Annotated in this window: 12 protein-coding genes and 1 pseudogene; 6 read left to right on the top strand and 7 right to left on the bottom strand. The window is 70.1% G+C overall.

Translation table 11 applies throughout. The features are described 5' to 3' along the window. The first annotated feature begins 28 nt into the window (after positions 1–28). Both LHA26_RS16040 and LHA26_RS16035 read left to right on the top strand, forming a co-directional pair. Complete coding sequence (locus tag LHA26_RS16040; RefSeq protein WP_252166574.1) at positions 29–1,165, top strand: acyltransferase family protein; 1,137 nt, start codon at positions 29–31, stop codon at positions 1,163–1,165. A gap of 120 nt (positions 1,166–1,285) precedes the next feature. Then, positions 1,286–2,290: a zinc-dependent alcohol dehydrogenase family protein gene (locus LHA26_RS16035; RefSeq protein ID WP_252166573.1), complete on the top strand. Its 1,005-nt coding sequence runs from the start codon at positions 1,286–1,288 to the stop codon at positions 2,288–2,290. 19 nt (positions 2,291–2,309) lie between these two features. On the opposite strand, the gene LHA26_RS16030 is transcribed toward LHA26_RS16035, so the two are convergent. Next, a complete protein-coding gene (locus LHA26_RS16030) occupies positions 2,310–3,410 on the bottom strand; it encodes an AI-2E family transporter (RefSeq protein WP_252166572.1) in 1,101 nt (366 codons plus the stop codon). Positions 3,411–3,617: 207 nt separating this feature from the next. On the opposite strand from LHA26_RS16030, the gene LHA26_RS16025 reads away from it, so the two are divergent. Beyond that, on the top strand, positions 3,618–3,986 hold the full coding sequence (locus LHA26_RS16025) for a cupin domain-containing protein (protein ID WP_252166571.1): 369 nt from the start codon (positions 3,618–3,620) through the stop codon (positions 3,984–3,986). 29 nt (positions 3,987–4,015) lie between these two features. On the opposite strand, the gene purT is transcribed toward LHA26_RS16025, so the two are convergent. Then, the gene (purT, locus tag LHA26_RS16020; protein WP_252166570.1) at positions 4,016–5,215 is read right to left on the bottom strand and encodes a formate-dependent phosphoribosylglycinamide formyltransferase; all 1,200 of its coding nucleotides are present in this window, start codon (positions 5,213–5,215) and stop codon (positions 4,016–4,018) included. Between the two features lie 133 nt (positions 5,216–5,348). On the opposite strand from purT, the pseudogene LHA26_RS16015 reads away from it, so the two are divergent. Next, a pseudogene (locus LHA26_RS16015) lies at positions 5,349–6,398 on the top strand (glycoside hydrolase family 43 protein); the annotation flags it as partial. 7 nt (positions 6,399–6,405) lie between these two features. On the opposite strand, the gene LHA26_RS16010 reads toward LHA26_RS16015, so the two are convergent. Both LHA26_RS16010 and LHA26_RS16005 read right to left on the bottom strand, forming a co-directional pair. Next, a complete protein-coding gene (locus LHA26_RS16010; protein WP_252166569.1) occupies positions 6,406–7,395 on the bottom strand; it encodes an alpha/beta hydrolase in 990 nt (329 codons plus the stop codon). After that, entirely contained in the window at positions 7,392–9,692 is a 2,301-nt protein-coding gene (locus tag LHA26_RS16005) for a glycoside hydrolase family 31 protein (RefSeq protein WP_437441264.1), read from the bottom strand. The genes LHA26_RS16010 and LHA26_RS16005 overlap by 4 nt, the downstream gene beginning before the upstream one ends. Positions 9,693–9,926: 234 nt before the next feature. Between LHA26_RS16005 and LHA26_RS16000 the strand changes: the two genes are divergently transcribed. Continuing rightward, complete coding sequence (locus LHA26_RS16000) at positions 9,927–11,540, top strand: DUF5597 domain-containing protein (RefSeq protein ID WP_252166567.1); 1,614 nt, start codon at positions 9,927–9,929, stop codon at positions 11,538–11,540. A 13-nt stretch (positions 11,541–11,553) separates the two neighbouring features. Here the strand turns inward: LHA26_RS16000 and LHA26_RS15995 are convergent, their stop codons facing one another. From LHA26_RS15995 to LHA26_RS15985, 3 genes are all read right to left on the bottom strand, one after another. Next, the gene (locus LHA26_RS15995) at positions 11,554–12,357 is read right to left on the bottom strand and encodes an SGNH/GDSL hydrolase family protein (protein WP_252166566.1); all 804 of its coding nucleotides are present in this window, start codon (positions 12,355–12,357) and stop codon (positions 11,554–11,556) included. Between the two features lie 109 nt (positions 12,358–12,466). Continuing rightward, complete coding sequence (locus LHA26_RS15990) at positions 12,467–13,477, bottom strand: FecR family protein (protein ID WP_252166565.1); 1,011 nt, start codon at positions 13,475–13,477, stop codon at positions 12,467–12,469. A 61-nt stretch (positions 13,478–13,538) separates the two neighbouring features. Further along, a complete protein-coding gene (locus LHA26_RS15985) occupies positions 13,539–14,105 on the bottom strand; it encodes an RNA polymerase sigma factor (protein ID WP_252166564.1) in 567 nt (188 codons plus the stop codon). 291 nt (positions 14,106–14,396) lie between these two features. Between LHA26_RS15985 and LHA26_RS15980 the strand changes: the two genes are divergently transcribed. Beyond that, entirely contained in the window at positions 14,397–14,669 is a 273-nt protein-coding gene (locus LHA26_RS15980) for a hypothetical protein (protein WP_252166563.1), read from the top strand. Positions 14,670–14,671: the final 2 nt, after the last annotated feature.

Below are 14,671 nucleotides of genomic sequence, written 5' to 3'. Positions count from 1 at the left end.
CTGGCCGCACCCGGCACAGACAGGCCGCATGACCGATCCGCTCCCCCCCGTCGCCGGCCCCCCGAAAAGCCACTTCGTCCTGCTCGATGGTCTGCGCGGGGTCGCGTCGCTGATGGTGGTGGCCTTCCACCTGTTCGAGGCCTATGCCGCCAACGATCCGCAGAAGCAGATCATCAACCATGGCTACATGGCCGTGGACTTCTTCTTCCTCCTGTCCGGCTTCGTGCTGGCCTATGCCTATGACGACCGGTGGGATCGGCTGTCGGTCGGCGGTTTCTTCCTGCGCCGCGTGGTGCGGCTCCAGCCGATGGTGGTGGTGGGCAGCCTGTTCGGCGCGGCGCTCTTCGCCTTCCAGCATTATTCCATCTATCCCAAGGCCGGCACGGCGACGCCGGCCTATGTGCTGCTGGTGATGCTGCTCGGCTGCCTGATGATCCCGCTGCCCAAGAGCGCCGATCTGCGCGGCTGGGACGAGATCTATCCGCTCAACGGGCCGGCCTGGTCGCTCTTCTACGAATATGTCGCCAACGCGCTCTACGCGCTGGGCCTGCGCCGCCTGCCCAACGGCGCGCTGGCGCTGCTGGTGGCGCTGTTCGGCGCCGCGCTCGTCCATCTTCTTGTCTGGGGGCCGCGCGGCGATGTGATCGGCGGCTGGGCACTGGATTCGACGGGCATCCGCATCGGCCTCAGCCGCGTGCTCTTTCCCTTCTTCGCGGGCGTGCTGCTGATGCGGATCGGCGGGCGCATCCGCGTGCCGCACAGCTTCGCGGTCAGCAGCGCGCTGCTGGTGCTGGCGCTGGCGCTGCCCCGCATGGGCGGACCGGAGCGGCTATGGGTGAACGGCCTGTACGAATCCGCCTGCATCATCCTGCTCTTCCCGGTGATCGTCGCGATCGGCGCGGGGGAGCAGGCGGTGGACGGCCCCTCGATCCGGCTGGCGCGCTTTTTCGGCCGGCTCTCCTATCCGCTCTACATTACCCATTATCCGCTGATCTACATCTTCACCGGCTGGGTGGTGGACCGGAAGATCCCGCCCGCCCAGGGCGCGCTGGTGGGGGTGGCCACCTTCGTGGCGGCGCTGCTCTTCGCCTATGCCTGCCTCAAGCTTTATGACGAGCCGGCGCGGCGCTGGCTCGCCGCGCGCCTGCTGCCGCGCCGCGGCTGACCGGCCCGCTCCGGCGCCGGATCGAAAAAGGCGCGGGCCTCAAAGTCTTAGCCGGTCACAGGCGCAAGGGAGAGGATCATGGCTCCCGCGCGTTGGCGGCGGGCTAGAATGGAGGCGACGATGAAGGTGATGGCGCTGAAGGCCCCGGGTGGGCTGGACCGGCTGACGATGGAGGAGCGCCTCGATCCGGGCGCGCCGGGGCCGGGCATGATCCGCGTCGCGCTGCATGGCAGCTCGCTCAACTATCATGATCTCGGCATCGTTACGGGCAATATGCCGAGCGCCGATGGCCGCGTGCCCCTGGCGGACGGCGCCGGGATCGTCGAGGCGGTGGGCGAGGGCGTGACCGCGCTGGCGCCGGGCGATCTGGTGGTGTCCTGCTTCTTCCCGCCCTGGCAGGACGGGCCGCCGCACATCCCCGATTTCGCGCACACGCCAGGCGACGGCGTGGACGGCTTCGCGGCCGAGTTCGCGGTGCGTCCCGCCGACGCCTTCACCCGCGCGCCGAAGGGCTATGACGCGGTCGAGGCGGCGACCATCACCACCGCCGGCCTCACCGCCTGGCGCGCGCTGGTGGTGGAAGGCGGGCTCAAGCCGGGCGACACGGTGCTGCTGCTCGGCACCGGCGGCGTATCGATCTGGGCGCTTCAGCTCGCCCGCGCCATGGGCGCGCGGGTGGCGATCACCTCCTCCTCCGACGCCAAGCTCGAACAGGCGCGCGCGCTGGGCGCCGAATGGACGATCAACTATCGCCGCCACCCAGAATGGGGCGCGGCGGTGGCCGAGTGGAGCGGCGGCGGCGTGGATCATGTCGTCGAGGTCGGCGGCCCGGCGACGCTCGCCCAATCGATCACCGCGGTGCGCGTGGATGGCCATATCGCGCTGATCGGCGTGCTGACCGGGGTGGCGGGCGACGTGCCGACCGCCGCGCTTATGGCAAAGCAGGCGCGGCTACAGGGGCTGATCGTGGGCAGCCGGGCGATGCAGATCGATTTTGTGCGCGCGCTGGAGGCCACCGGCATCCGCCCCGTGATCGACCGGCGCTTCCCGCTGGATCTCCTGGCGGATGCCTTCGCGCATCAGCAGTCCGGCGAACATTTCGGCAAGGTCGGCATCGAGTGGTGAGGGTGGGCGCCGGCGCCGCTCAGTCGGGGTCGGCGCCCTCGGCGGGCAGGTGCACCGGCTGGTGCTCGGCGCCGCGCTGTTCGGTGAGGATACGCCATCCCGTCAGGAACAGCGCGCCGACCAGCGGACCCACCACGATACCGCTCAGCCCGAGCAGATCGATGCCGCCGAGCGTGGTGACGAGCACCATCCAGTCGGGCAGGCCGGTATCGCGCCCCACCAGGATCGGGCGCAGGATATTGTCCGCCAGCCCGATCACCAGCACGCCCGAGCCCACCACAACCAGCGCCTGCCAGATCGCGCCGGTCGCGCCCAGATACAGGGCCACCGGCGCCCAGATGATCGCCGGCCCCACCGCCGGCAGCAGCGCCGCGATCGCCATCAGCATGCCCCAGAGCAGCGCCGCCGGCAGGCCCACGATCCAGAAGGTGATGGCGCCCAGCCCGCCCTGCGCCAGCGCCACCACGCCCGATCCCTTGATCGTGGCGCGGACGACGGTGACGAACTTGTCCGTGAGCCGTTGCGCGACCTGCGGATCGAGCGGCAGCGCGCGCACCACCGCCGGCCCGATCCGATCGCCGTCGCGGAGCAGGAAGAAGGTGACGTAGAGGCCCACGCCGAAGGCCAGCAGGAAGGCGGCGGCGTTCGCGCCGATCGACAGGGCGCGCCGCGCAAGCTGGCTGGCGCTGCTCGCCACCGCCTGTGACAGCCGCGCCTGCGCCTGCTCGAAACTGTCGAAGCCAGCGCGGTCGATCAGCCGCTGGAGCCGCTCCGGCAGCGCGTCGTGGACCTGCTGGAAGTAGACAGCGATGTTGATCTGGCCATCGTGCAGCTGAGTATAGACCCCGGCCGCCTGCTCCACCACGAGGCTGGCCAGCACCAGCAGCGGAATGACGACCGCGACGGTGATGATGAGGATGGTGACCGCGGCGGCGGCGTTGCGCCGGTCCGGCCAGCGATCGAGCAGCCGCTGGAACAGGGGCTGGAACAGCAAAGCCGCCAGGCTCGCCCAGAGCAGCGCGCCGAGAAAGCTCCACACGACCAGCACCAGGCCAATGGTGATCGCCGCGAGAAACAGGAAAAGGCCAGTATTATCAACGCGCTGCTTGAATGATGTCATGGCTTGTCGCGGTCCTCCTCCTGATCTGTCCCCCTACCGGACAGGCGCCGGACGCACAGCGCCGGCGCGGATGAACGCCGAATTCTGGCCTTTGCTCCGTCTTGTCGCATGGCGCCGCGCGATGCTGCCGGAGGGCGACCGGGCGGAGCCATTCGGGTGACCGGACGTTCTGTCCGCGCGGATTTCACCACGACGTGAGGATGTACAATGGCTGTATTCAACAAGGACATCATCGATCTCGCCACCAAGAACAAAGACTTCCAGAAGGAAGTCTATTATGACGAGAACTGCCAGGTGGTGCTGATGAGCATCGAACCCGGCGAGGACATTGGCGAGGAAACCCATGACGCCGACCAGACGACCTTCTTCGTCGCCGGCGAGGGTCAGGCCGTGGTCGATGGCAGCCGCACCAAGGTAACGGCGAACCACATGGTCATCATCCCCAAGGGTGCCAAGCACAATATCATCAACAAGGGCGAGGAGCCGCTCAAGCTCTTCACCGTCTATTCGCCGCCCGCCGAAGAGGAAGGCGTGCACCACAAGACCAAGGAAGAGGCCGAGGCCGCCGAGGCCTGAGCCCGCTCCGGTGGGGGCGGGCGCCGCGCTCAGGCGTCGCCGTCTGTCCCCGCCACCGCCGCATCGCCATAGTGGATGCGGATACGGCCCGCCGCCTCGGCCGCGAGCCGGCGCGCCGCCTCGATGCTTTCCGCGCGGGCCAGCGCCACGCCCATGCGTCGAGAGGGCCGCGCGCTGGGCTTGCCGAACAGGCGCACATCCACCTCGCCGCCGGGCACCGCCAGCGCCTCCGCCAGCCCCGCATAGCGGAGCGTGTCGGACGCGCGATCGGCGAGGATCACCGCCGAGGCCGAAGGCCCGCGCTGCGCGATCGCGGGGATCGGCAGGCCGAGAATGGCGCGGGCGTGGAGATCGAACTCGCTCAGCGATTGCGAGATCAGCGTCACCATCCCGGTATCGTGCGGGCGCGGCGACAGTTCGGAGAAGATCACCTCCTCGCCGTGGACGAAGAATTCCACGCCGAACAGGCCATAGCCGCCCAGATCATCGACCACGGTCCGCGCCATCGCCTCGGCGGCGGCGATCGCGGCCGGAGACATGGCGGCCGGCTGCCAGCTTTCCTGATAGTCGCCGCGCTCCTGGCGGTGCCCGATCGGCGGGCAGAACAGCACGCCCGTGCGCGTGCGGATCGTCAGCAGCGTGATCTCGTAATCGAAGTCGATGAACTCCTCGAGGATCACGCGGCGGCGATCGCCCCGCATCGCGGACACCGCATGATCCCAGGCGGCGGCCAGGCCCTCCGCGTCGCGCACCAGGCTCTGGCCCTTGCCCGAGGAGGACATGACGGGCTTGATCACCAGCGGCAGGCCGATTTCGCCCGCCGCCGCCTGCACCGCATCAAGGCTTTCCGCATAGCGATACCGCGACGTGCGCAGCCCGAGCGCGTCGGCGGCGACGTCGCGAATGCCGTCGCGGTTCATGGTCATCACCGTCGCGCGCGCCGAGGGCACGATCGCGACTCCTTCGGCCTCAAGCTCGGCCAGCACCTCGGTGCGGATCGCCTCCACCTCGGGCACGACGAAGTCGGGTCGGTGGCGCCGGATCGCCGCGCGCAGCCGATCGCCATCCAGCATCGAGAAGACTTCGCTCGCATCGGCGACCTGCATCGCCGGCGCGCCGGCATAGCTGTCGCACGCGATCACCTCGCAGCCCAGGCGCTTGGCCGAGATGGTGAATTCCCGCCCCAATTCGCCCGATCCGAGAAGAAGAAGCTTCGCCGTGAACGCCATGTCGCATCGCCCTGCTGCCAGGCTGCCGCTCTGGCCCGATCGGCGGGGCTTGTCCACCGCGCGCGCGGCGCCGGTTGTGATCCGCGAGCAAGACCTCTAAGCATTTGTCCTACATATGACGAGGGAGAGGATCATGTCGCTGCTGGATCGCCGCCTGTTTCTGGCCGGAGCGGCTTCGCTGCCGGCGCTGTCCGGCCGCGCCTCTGGCGCCGGCATGGCGATAGACACGGGCCTGATCTTCAACCCGCTGGTGCGCCAGCGCGCCGACGCGCAGATCTTCCGGCACAGCGACGGCTGGTATTACATGACGGGATCGGTGCCCGAATATGATAGGCTGGTGCTGCGCCGCGCGCGGACGCTGGCGGGCCTGTCCACCGCGGCGGAGCGGGTCTTGTGGCGGCACCTCGACAAGGGGCCGCTTTCGGGCTTTCTCTGGGCGCCCGAGCTGCACCGGATCGGTGATCGCTGGATCATGTATTTCGCCGCCGGGCCGAGCGGCGGGGGCGAGGATGTATTCCGCATCCGCACCCATGCCGTGGTGTGCGACGGCGACGATCCGATGACCGGCCACTGGTCGATTCTGGGCCAATTCCGCATGGCCTGGGACAGTTTCAACCTGGATTCGACCAGTTTCGTGCATCGCGGGCAGCGGTATTTCGCCTGGGCGCAGCGCGAGCCCGGCATCGACACCAACTCCAACCTCTATATCGCGCCGATGGCCTCGCCGCTCACGCTCGCCGCCAAGCCGAGCCGCCTGTCGGTGCCGACGCTGCCCTGGGAGACACGCGGCTTCAAGGTCAACGAGGCGCCCGCCGTGCTGGCGCGCAACGGCCGCCTCTTCCTCACCTATTCGGCGAGCGCGACCGACGCGCGCTATTGCATGGGCATGCTGAGCGTGCGCGACGATGCCGACATCATGGATCCGGCCGCCTGGACCAAATCGCCCGAGCCGGTCTTCGCATCCTCGCCGCGTCACCATGTGTTCGGGCCGGGGCACAACAGCTTCACAGTGGATGGGCGGGGCCGCGACATGCTCGTCTACCACGCGCGCGACTATGCCGAGATCAAGGGCGATCCGCTGTTCGATCCCAATCGCCACACGCGCGTCCAGCCCTTCGGCTATACGGCGGAGGGCGTGCCCGATTTCGGCGAGCCGGTGGCGAACGGCCCGCTGCCGCGCCGCTGATCGGTCAGGTGGACGCGGCCGCTTCGGGGAAGAGGCCGCGCCGCGCCGCGAAGCGGGCGAACAGGCTCGGCCAGATCGCGGCCGGCATGGCGGCCGGCAGGCGCACGCCGAAGCCGTGGCCGCCCTCGTCGAACACCGCCAATTCGGCCGGGCGTCCCGCGCCCTGAAGCGCGGAATAGAGGCTGAGGCTGTTGGCGACGGGCACCAGCCCGTCATCGCCGCAATGCGCCAGGAAGCAGGGCGGCGTCGTCGCGTCCACGCGCAGCTCCACCGAGGCGGCACGGCGCGCGGCCTCGGACGAGTCCGGCCCGAGCAGGGCATCGCGCGAGCCCTCATGGGTGAAGGGCGCGACCATCGTTACCACCGGGTAGAGCAGGCCGGCCAGATCGGGCCGGGCGGATAGGCGATCGGCCGCGTCGACCGGCGCATAGACGCGCTCGCCATGGCGGGTGGCCAGCGATCCGGCGAGATGACCCCCCGCCGAGAAGCCCAGCACCGCCACGCGCCGCGGATCGATGCCGAAGCGCGACGCCCCGGCGCGGATCAGCCGCATCGCGCGCTGCGCATCCTGCAGCGGCACCAGCGCGCGCTCGTTCCAGCCCTCGCCGGGCAGGCGATAGAGGAGGATGAAGGCGGTGACGCCGCGCGCGTTCAGCCATGCCGCCTGGCTCAGACCCTCATTGTCATAGGAGAGGAAGCCATAGCCGCCGCCCGGCATCACCAGCACGGCGGCGCCATTGGGGCGGGCGGGGCGGCGCACCACCAGCACCGGATCGGCGATGCCGCGCACCCAGCGATCGGGATGACCCGGTGTCTTGGACTGATCGTCGACGCGCCGGACGATGCGCGCGCCCGTGTCGCCGGGCGGGCGACCGGGCCAGAGCCGTACCTGCTCGTCGCCCGGCGCGATCTGCGCGCGTGCGGCCCCGGCGGCGAGCAGGCCGGCGGCGCCGATCAGCGCCGCGCGGCGGGTGGGCGCGGCCGTGTCGCTCATCGTCCGATCACCGTCACCAGCCCCGCCACATCCTGCCCGCTCGGCAATTTGCCCGAGGCGGTCAGCCGTCCGCTCGCCTGATCCCAGCGTAGCGTGGCGCTGCGGCCGCCTTGCGTGCGATAGGCGTTGGTGGTGCCGTCATCGTCGTACAGGGTGAAGCTGGCGTCGCGGCCGGGATAGACGCGGATGCTCTCCAGCTTCTGCGCGGTCGCCGTGCTCGGCACCTGCGCGCCGATCGGCACGATCGATCCGGCCCGCACATAGACGGGGATGCGATCGATCGGCGCGGGCGCGTCGATGCTCTGGCCGCCGGCGAGGCGCTGGCCGCTCCACCAATCATACCAGTCGGTGCCCGCGGGCAGATAGACGCGCCGATGGGTGGCGCCCTGCTCGGTCACCGGAGCGACGAGCAGCGCCGGCCCGAGCATATATTGATCGCCGATGCTCCGCACCGCCGCGTCCGCCGGGAAATCCATCCACAGCGCGCGCATGAAGGGCGCGCCGGTCTCGTAGGTGCGATGGCCGAGCGCGTAGAGATAGGGCACCAGCGCGTAGCGCAGCCGCAGCCATTGCGCGAGGATCGGCTCGGCGGCCTTGCCATAGTCCCAGATCGCGGTGGCCGGGCGCTGGCCATGGATGCGCAGCGTCGGGGTGAGCGTGTTGTACTGGAACCAGCGGACGAACAGCTCGGGATAATCCGGGTAATCGGCGCCCATCGCGGTCGCCCCGGCGGGATCCACCAGCGGGGGATGCGCCGCCTTGGGCCCGCTCGGATATTGCCAGCCGCCGGTATCGCTGGACCAATAGGCGATTCCCGAGGCGGTCATGTCCAGCCCGGTCGGCACCTGACGCTTCAGCGTCTCCCAGGTGGCGTTGACATCGGACGACCAGAAGATCGCGCCATTGGCCTGTGCCCCGAGATAGGCGGCCCGCGCGAGGATGAGGTTGCGGAAGCCGGGCCGGTCGCGCGCCGAACCCTCGGCCGCGGCTGCGGTATGCACCAGCGGGAAGAGGTTATGGTAGCGATCGCCCGAGCCGATCGAATAGAAATAGCCATCGGGCACGAGATCGGGCTCGGTCTCGTCGAGCCAGAGATAGTCGAAGCCCTGGCTGAGGATATTGTCGCGGACATGATCCCACAGCCATTCCCGTGCCTTGGGATTGGTGGAATCGATCAGCGCGCCGGCGCGGTCGGAGCGGAAGGGCAGGCCGTCCACCACCTGACCGTCCTTGTCGCGCAGCAGCCAGCCCTTGGCGGCGAGTTCGTTATAGTAGCGCGATTCCCGCTCGAAGCGCGGCCAGACGCTGATGATCGAGCGCATGCCCATGGCGTGGAGCTTCTCGTTCATCGCCTTGGGATCGGGAAAATAGCGATGGTCGATGTCGAGCTGGCCCATGCGCGTCCAGTAGAACCAGTCGAGCACCATGATATCCAGCGGATAGCCGCGCCGGCGATAGCCATCGGCGATGCCGAGCAGCTCGTCCTGGCTTTCGTAGCGCGCCTTGGACTGGATCAGCCCGAACGCCGCCTTGGGCGGCAGCGGGGTGACGCCGGTGAGGCGGCGATAGCCGGCGTAGAGATCGTCTGCGGTCGCGCCGGTGATGAGGAAGAAGGAAACGCGCTCGCCCACCTGGCTCTGGAAATGCGTGGCATTGTTGAGGCCGGGGGAGACCAGCGTGGCGGAGGGATTGTCCCAGACGATGCCATAGCCTTTGTCGGTGACGAGGAAGGGCACGCACACCTGCTCGCCGGCGGGGGCGTCGTAATAATGGCGGCAGTCGATCGTGCGCCCGCGCAGATCGAGTATCCCCTCCTGGTTCTGGCCCAGACCGTAATAATGTGTGTCCGGCGTATCGGCGAAGCTGGCGCCGACGCGGAAGGTCTTTTCGCCGGCGACCGTCTGCGGCGCCATCTCCCAGCCGGTCATGCGGGTGATCGGCCGCCCGTCCGCCCCGGCAATGGCGATCGCCACCGGCGGCAGCGCGGGGGCGAAATAGCGCTGCATCTGCGTGGGCGCGGCGGGCCAGGGCTGCGCCGCGACCGTCACGCTCAGCGCCGAGGAGCGGAACACATCGCCCTCGGCGGCCTGGCTGTGCTGCCAGCCGCTCGAATCCGCCGTTCCGCTGATTCCGGGGCCGGCGGGCTGGGCCGCCTCGGCCTTGTCCATCGCGATCGTGACATGGACGATATTGGGCGCATAGGGCTCGATCGAGACGATGCTGCCATTGCGATCCAGCGTGGCGATCGGCGCCGCCCATGCGGCCTGCCCCGCCAGCGTCGCGGTGGCGACCCCCATCGCCAGCGCCGCGATCCTGCGCATGCCCATCCCATTCGTCTCCCGCGTCCGGCGGGCGCCGGATGGCCCCGCACATCGTTGATTTCGCCCCGCTTTGAGAGCCGGACCGGTGGTGCTCCGGCCCTGGCCGGAGAAGAAGGCTGTTTCCATATGATCTAAACATTCATAGATGCAAGCGTCTCGGCAAGGGCGACTTTGGGCCCGGACCGGGGATCGGGTTCGGGAGAGACACATATGAGGAAGACCAGCCTGGCGGCCGCCGCCACGCTCTTGCTGGCGGGCGCCGCCGGCGCGCAACCGGGCGCCACGAGCGGCGTCCCGCATCTCGTCGCCGAGGCCGGACGCCACGCCCTGATCGTCGATGGCCAGCCCTTTCTGATGCTGGGCGGCCAGGTCAACAATTCGAGCAACTATCCCGCCGCGCTCCCCCGCATCTGGCCGATGCTGGACCGCATCCACGCCAATACGGTGGAGGCGCCGGTCGCCTGGCAGCAGCTCGAGCCGCGCGAGGGCCAGTTCGACTTCAGCTGGGTGCAGGCGCTGCTCGATGGCGCGCGCGCGCATGACAAGCGCATCGTCCTGCTCTGGTTCGGCGCCTATAAGAATACCGGGCCCGGCTATGCGCCCGACTGGGTGAAGCTCGACCCGAAGCGCTTTCCGCCGATGAAGACGCGCACCGGCGCGGATCATTATGTCCTCTCTCCGCATGGCGCCGCCACGCTGGAGGCGGACAGGCGCGCCTTTGTCCAGCTGATGACCTATCTGCGTGATCATGATCCGCAGAACAGCGTGATCCTCGTCCAGGTCGAGAATGAGACGGGCAGCTATCGCAGCCCGCGCGATTTTGGCGCGGCGGCGCAAAAGCTGTTCGAGGCGCCCGTGCCGGCGGCGCTGCATCGGCGCGGCAACTGGGCCCAAGCCTTTGGCGATCAGGCCGACCGCGCCTTCAACAGCTGGTATGTCGCGCGCTACTGCAACGCCCTGGCCGAGGCAGGCAAGCGCATCAAGCCGCTGCCCATGTATGTCAACGCAGCGCTCGCCGACCCGTTCAAGACGCCCGCGCCGACGGCGGTGGCAAGCGGCGGCCCGCAGCAGGACGTTCTGGATATCTGGAAGGCGGCGGCGCCCGCCATCGATTATGCCGCGCCCGACATCTACGAGCGCAAGAGCGCCAGCGTCTTTGCCTATCTCGATGCCTTTCGCCGGCCGGACAATGCGCTGGCCGTGCCCGAAATCGGCAACGCCGCCGAATATGCGCGCTATTTCTGGGCGGCGATCGGGCGCGGGGCGATCGGCTTCTCGCCCTTCGGCATGGATGATACCGATTACGTCAACTATCCGCTCGGCGCCAAGACGCTCGACGCCGCCACGCTGGACGCCTTTGGCGCCAAATATGCCCTGTTCGCGCCGATGGCGCGCGATTGGGCCGCGATCGCGCTCCACCATCCCACCTGGGGCGCCGCCAAGCCGGACGATGGCGCGCCGCAAACCACCACCATGGGCGATTGGACGATCACCGCCTCCTATGGCGAGTGGCAGTTCGGCCATCGCAGCGACACCTGGATCAAGTCCGAGCCGCCCGCCTGGGCCGATCAGGCGGTGGGCGGCGGCGTCGTCGCGCAGGTCGCGCCCGATACCTATTATGTCGCGGGCGATCATGTCCGCTTCGATTTCGCGCCGCGCGCCGGCGCGCCGCAGGGTCTGATGATCCTGCGCGTCGAGGAGGGGCGGCTGGTGCAGGGTCGCTTCGTGATGGATCGGGTGTGGAACGGGGACCAGACCGATTATGGCCTGACCTTCACCGCGCACCCCGTGCTGCTGCGGGTGGTGACGGGCCGGGCGCGCTGAGCCCGGCCCCGCCTCAGCGGCCCAGCGCGCGGGCGATGGCGGCGCGCGCGAGCGGCGCCATCACCGCATAGCCGGCGGCGGTGGGGTGCACGCCGTCGCTCGCCAGGCCCGGCCGCATCGCGCCGTCGGCGGTCGCGAGCGCGGCGTAATAATCGACATAGGTGAAGCGGTTGGCCTTGGCATAGCCGCGCAGCCAGCGGTTGAGCGCGAGGATCTCGGGCACCGGCTGCTTGTCCGGGCTCCACGGAAAGGCGGCCGCGGGCGGCACCGAGGCGAGGATCACGGTGATGCCGTGGAGGCGCGCCAGCTCCGCCATCGTCTCGATCCGTTCCTCCACCGTCTCCAACGTGGCGGCGCCGGTATTGCCGGCGATATCGTTGGTGCCCGCCATGATGTGCACCGCGCGCGGCTTGAGATCGATCACATCCTGACGGAAGCGCACCAGCATCTGCGCCGTGGTCTGCCCGCTCACGCCGCGATCCACCCGGCCCTCGCTCCAGAAGCCGGGATCCAGGTTGATCCAATTGTCGGTGATCGAATCGCCCATGAAGACGACGCGCGGCCGCTCGCCCGTGGCGCGCAGCGCGCGATTGGCCTCGGCATAGCGGCAGAGCTGGCCGAAATCGCGCGCGATCATGTGCAGGTTCCACATGGCGCCGCCGGCCGCGTCGCCCGGCTTGGGATGGGCGCGGCACGGCGTGTCGGTGATGCCGGTGGGATCGTCGGCATAGGGATCATTGGGGATGCTGGTCTGGCCGTGAACGGGGGCGGCGAGAGCGGCGGCGAGCAGGGCGGCGCGCGCGGGCCATCTGGTCATCAGGATCCTTCCGCCGGCGGCGCCGGCTCGCTGAACGGCGCCCCCCGGTGCCGATCCGCCGCATAGAAAGCCGCCTGGGCCAAGTAAAGCGCGGCGGGTCGCGCGCGCGTCAGGACGCCTCGAGCGGCGGCGCGCCGGCGCGCGCGCGATAGAGCAGCAGGGCGCCGTCCACGGCCGCGCACTGGATCTCGAAGTTGAGCGCCAGTTCGCGCAGCAGCACGGTGGGATCGCGGCTGAGGAAGCGTCCGCCCAGCCGCAGCGTGCCGAGATCGCTGCCGAGCAGGCGCAGCGGCGTGCGGAGATAGCGATTATATTCGCCGACGATGCGCGCCAGCGGCGCGTCCTCGAAGACAAGCTCGCCCTCGGGCCAGGCGGCGAGCGCGCGCCGCTCGGCCGCGGACAGGGGCCGGACCCGCGCGGTCTCGCCCGCGAGCGCGAGTTGATAGCCCGCGGCGAGCCGCAGGGTGCGCGATCCGCGCGTCTTGATCTCGGCGCCGCCGCGCAGGCTGGCGAGGCGGAGGCCCGCCTCTCCCTCGTGCCGGGCATCATAGCGGCCGGGCGCGAGCGCGATGCGGGCGCCGGCGACGGTGAGGCGGCACCGCGGCGCGCCGGCGTCGCGCGTCACCGCCACTGCGCCGCGCAGCAGCTCCAGCGTCCAGCCGCGTCGCGTCGGGCGGCAGACGAGGCGCGTCGCGGTGTCGAGTTCGACCGCGATCCCCGCCACGCTCCAGCGGCGGCGCTCGCCGATTTCGGTCTGCAGCCGCTGGGCGTGCGCGGCGGCGCGCCACAGCCCCAAGGGCGCGAGCGCGGCGGCGGCCGCGGAGGCGGCCAGAAGGAGCAGGTGCCGGCGCCACACCCGGCCGTCGCGCGCGGCGGGCGCGGCGCCCTGATCCCGCCCGTCATCGCCCGCCGCCGCGCCGGCTGGCCGCTCGAGATGATCGAGCGCGCGCCACAGCGCGACCGCGCGCGCAAAGGCGAGCGCGTGCAGCGGGCTGGCCGCGCGCCAGCGGTGGAAAGCGGCGGCCGCGCCGGCGCCGGTCTCGAGCGCGACGAGCCAGGCGGCGGCGGGCGCGCTCACAGTTTCGGGCAGATCGAGATGCGGCAGCACGAGCGGGCGCATCGCGCACATGCTCAGCGCGCTCGGATCGGCCGCCAGCGGGCCGGGGCGGGCGGGGTCGCGCTCATCGCGCGAGGCGGCCCGGCGCCGGATCGGGAGGCGCGGCTGCGCCGGCTCGCGCGCGGGCAAGCGCGGCGGCGAGCCGCACCAGCCCGCGCGCCAGCTGCTTTTCCACACGCGCCTGGCTGCGGCCGAGCTGCGCTGCGATCTGCGCGCAGGACAGGCGCTTGATCTTGCGCAGCGTCAGGACATGGCGGCAGGCGAGCGGCAGCGCTGAAAGCGCCGCCTCGAGCCGGCGCAGTTCCTCCCAGCCGTCGGTCTGTGCGGGGCTTGCGGATGCGTCGTCGACCGGCGCCTCCGCCTCGCAGGCGGTCCATTGCGCGATCGAGACGATCCGCTGCCGCCGCATCCGCGCCAGCGCGGCGCTGCGTAACGCCCGGCTGGCATGGGCGGCCGGATCCACGATGCTGGCCCAGTAAGGCAGGGTAAGAAGATGAAGATAGACCTGCTGCACCAGCGCGCGCGCCTCCTCCTCGCGTCCGACCCAGCGACGCGCCTGATCGAGCAGCCGTGGCTCATGGGGGAGGATTTCCTGCAGGAGCCAGCAATCGATCGGGCGCAGCCAAGGCATAGGGCAAGTCCGAGATACGGGCCGACGGATTTGACGTTGTGTTTGTAGAAGAAGCCCGTTGCTCGTCGCAACTTGTGGATAGTCCCCTGGCCGGGTTTGCGAGTGCGTAACCAAGGGGAAGCGCCAAGGCGGCGGGCGCACCCCGCACCGGCGTGGGAGTGGGGCGGCACAGGCCGCCCGCGTGCCGCGCGCGCCGCCCGTCTTGCGGAAGATTTCTGATGGGCTGCCGTAGTTTATTTTACTTCGCACGCACCGGCCGTACAAGCGCCTGTCCTAAGCAGGGAGCCGAAGGTGGCTGGTGAGAAGCTGATGATGGTGCTGCTGGCCGCCGCCGCGCCCACCGAACCGCCCGCCGCCGGGCCGGCGCCCGCGCCCGCGCCCGCCGAGGCGGCCGCGCACCGGGCGGCCGCCTGCCAGAGCCTTCAGGAAAGCCGCGCGGCACTCGCCAAGCTGCTGGCGAGCGATGCCTTCAAGACGATGGGCGCGCAGGAACAGGCCGATCTGCGCGGACCGCTCGACGCGCGCATCGCCGATGCCATGGCGGGCGGCAATCCCTGCGCCTGAGC

It is taken from the genome of Sphingomonas morindae (assembly GCF_023822065.1).
Classification (GTDB): Bacteria; Pseudomonadota; Alphaproteobacteria; order Sphingomonadales; family Sphingomonadaceae; genus Solisphingomonas; species Solisphingomonas morindae.
Note: the sequence above shows the minus strand (reverse complement) of the source record. Positions and strands in the feature narration are given on the sequence as shown.

Coding starts and splice junctions, on each gene's coding strand:
- LHA26_RS16040 (WP_252166574.1), top strand. CDS start 29: ATGACCGATCCGCTCCCCCCCGTCGCCGGCCCCCCGAAAAGCCACTTC.
- LHA26_RS16035 (WP_252166573.1), top strand. CDS start 1,286: ATGAAGGTGATGGCGCTGAAGGCCCCGGGTGGGCTGGACCGGCTGACG.
- LHA26_RS16030 (WP_252166572.1), bottom strand. CDS start 3,410: ATGACATCATTCAAGCAGCGCGTTGATAATACTGGCCTTTTCCTGTTT.
- LHA26_RS16025 (WP_252166571.1), top strand. CDS start 3,618: ATGGCTGTATTCAACAAGGACATCATCGATCTCGCCACCAAGAACAAA.
- purT (WP_252166570.1), bottom strand. CDS start 5,215: ATGGCGTTCACGGCGAAGCTTCTTCTTCTCGGATCGGGCGAATTGGGG.
- LHA26_RS16010 (WP_252166569.1), bottom strand. CDS start 7,395: ATGAGCGACACGGCCGCGCCCACCCGCCGCGCGGCGCTGATCGGCGCC.
- LHA26_RS16005 (WP_437441264.1), bottom strand. CDS start 9,692: ATGGGGGTCGCCACCGCGACGCTGGCGGGGCAGGCCGCATGGGCGGCG.
- LHA26_RS16000 (WP_252166567.1), top strand. CDS start 9,927: ATGAGGAAGACCAGCCTGGCGGCCGCCGCCACGCTCTTGCTGGCGGGC.
- LHA26_RS15995 (WP_252166566.1), bottom strand. CDS start 12,357: ATGACCAGATGGCCCGCGCGCGCCGCCCTGCTCGCCGCCGCTCTCGCC.
- LHA26_RS15990 (WP_252166565.1), bottom strand. CDS start 13,477: ATGCGCCCGCTCGTGCTGCCGCATCTCGATCTGCCCGAAACTGTGAGC.
- LHA26_RS15985 (WP_252166564.1), bottom strand. CDS start 14,105: ATGCCTTGGCTGCGCCCGATCGATTGCTGGCTCCTGCAGGAAATCCTC.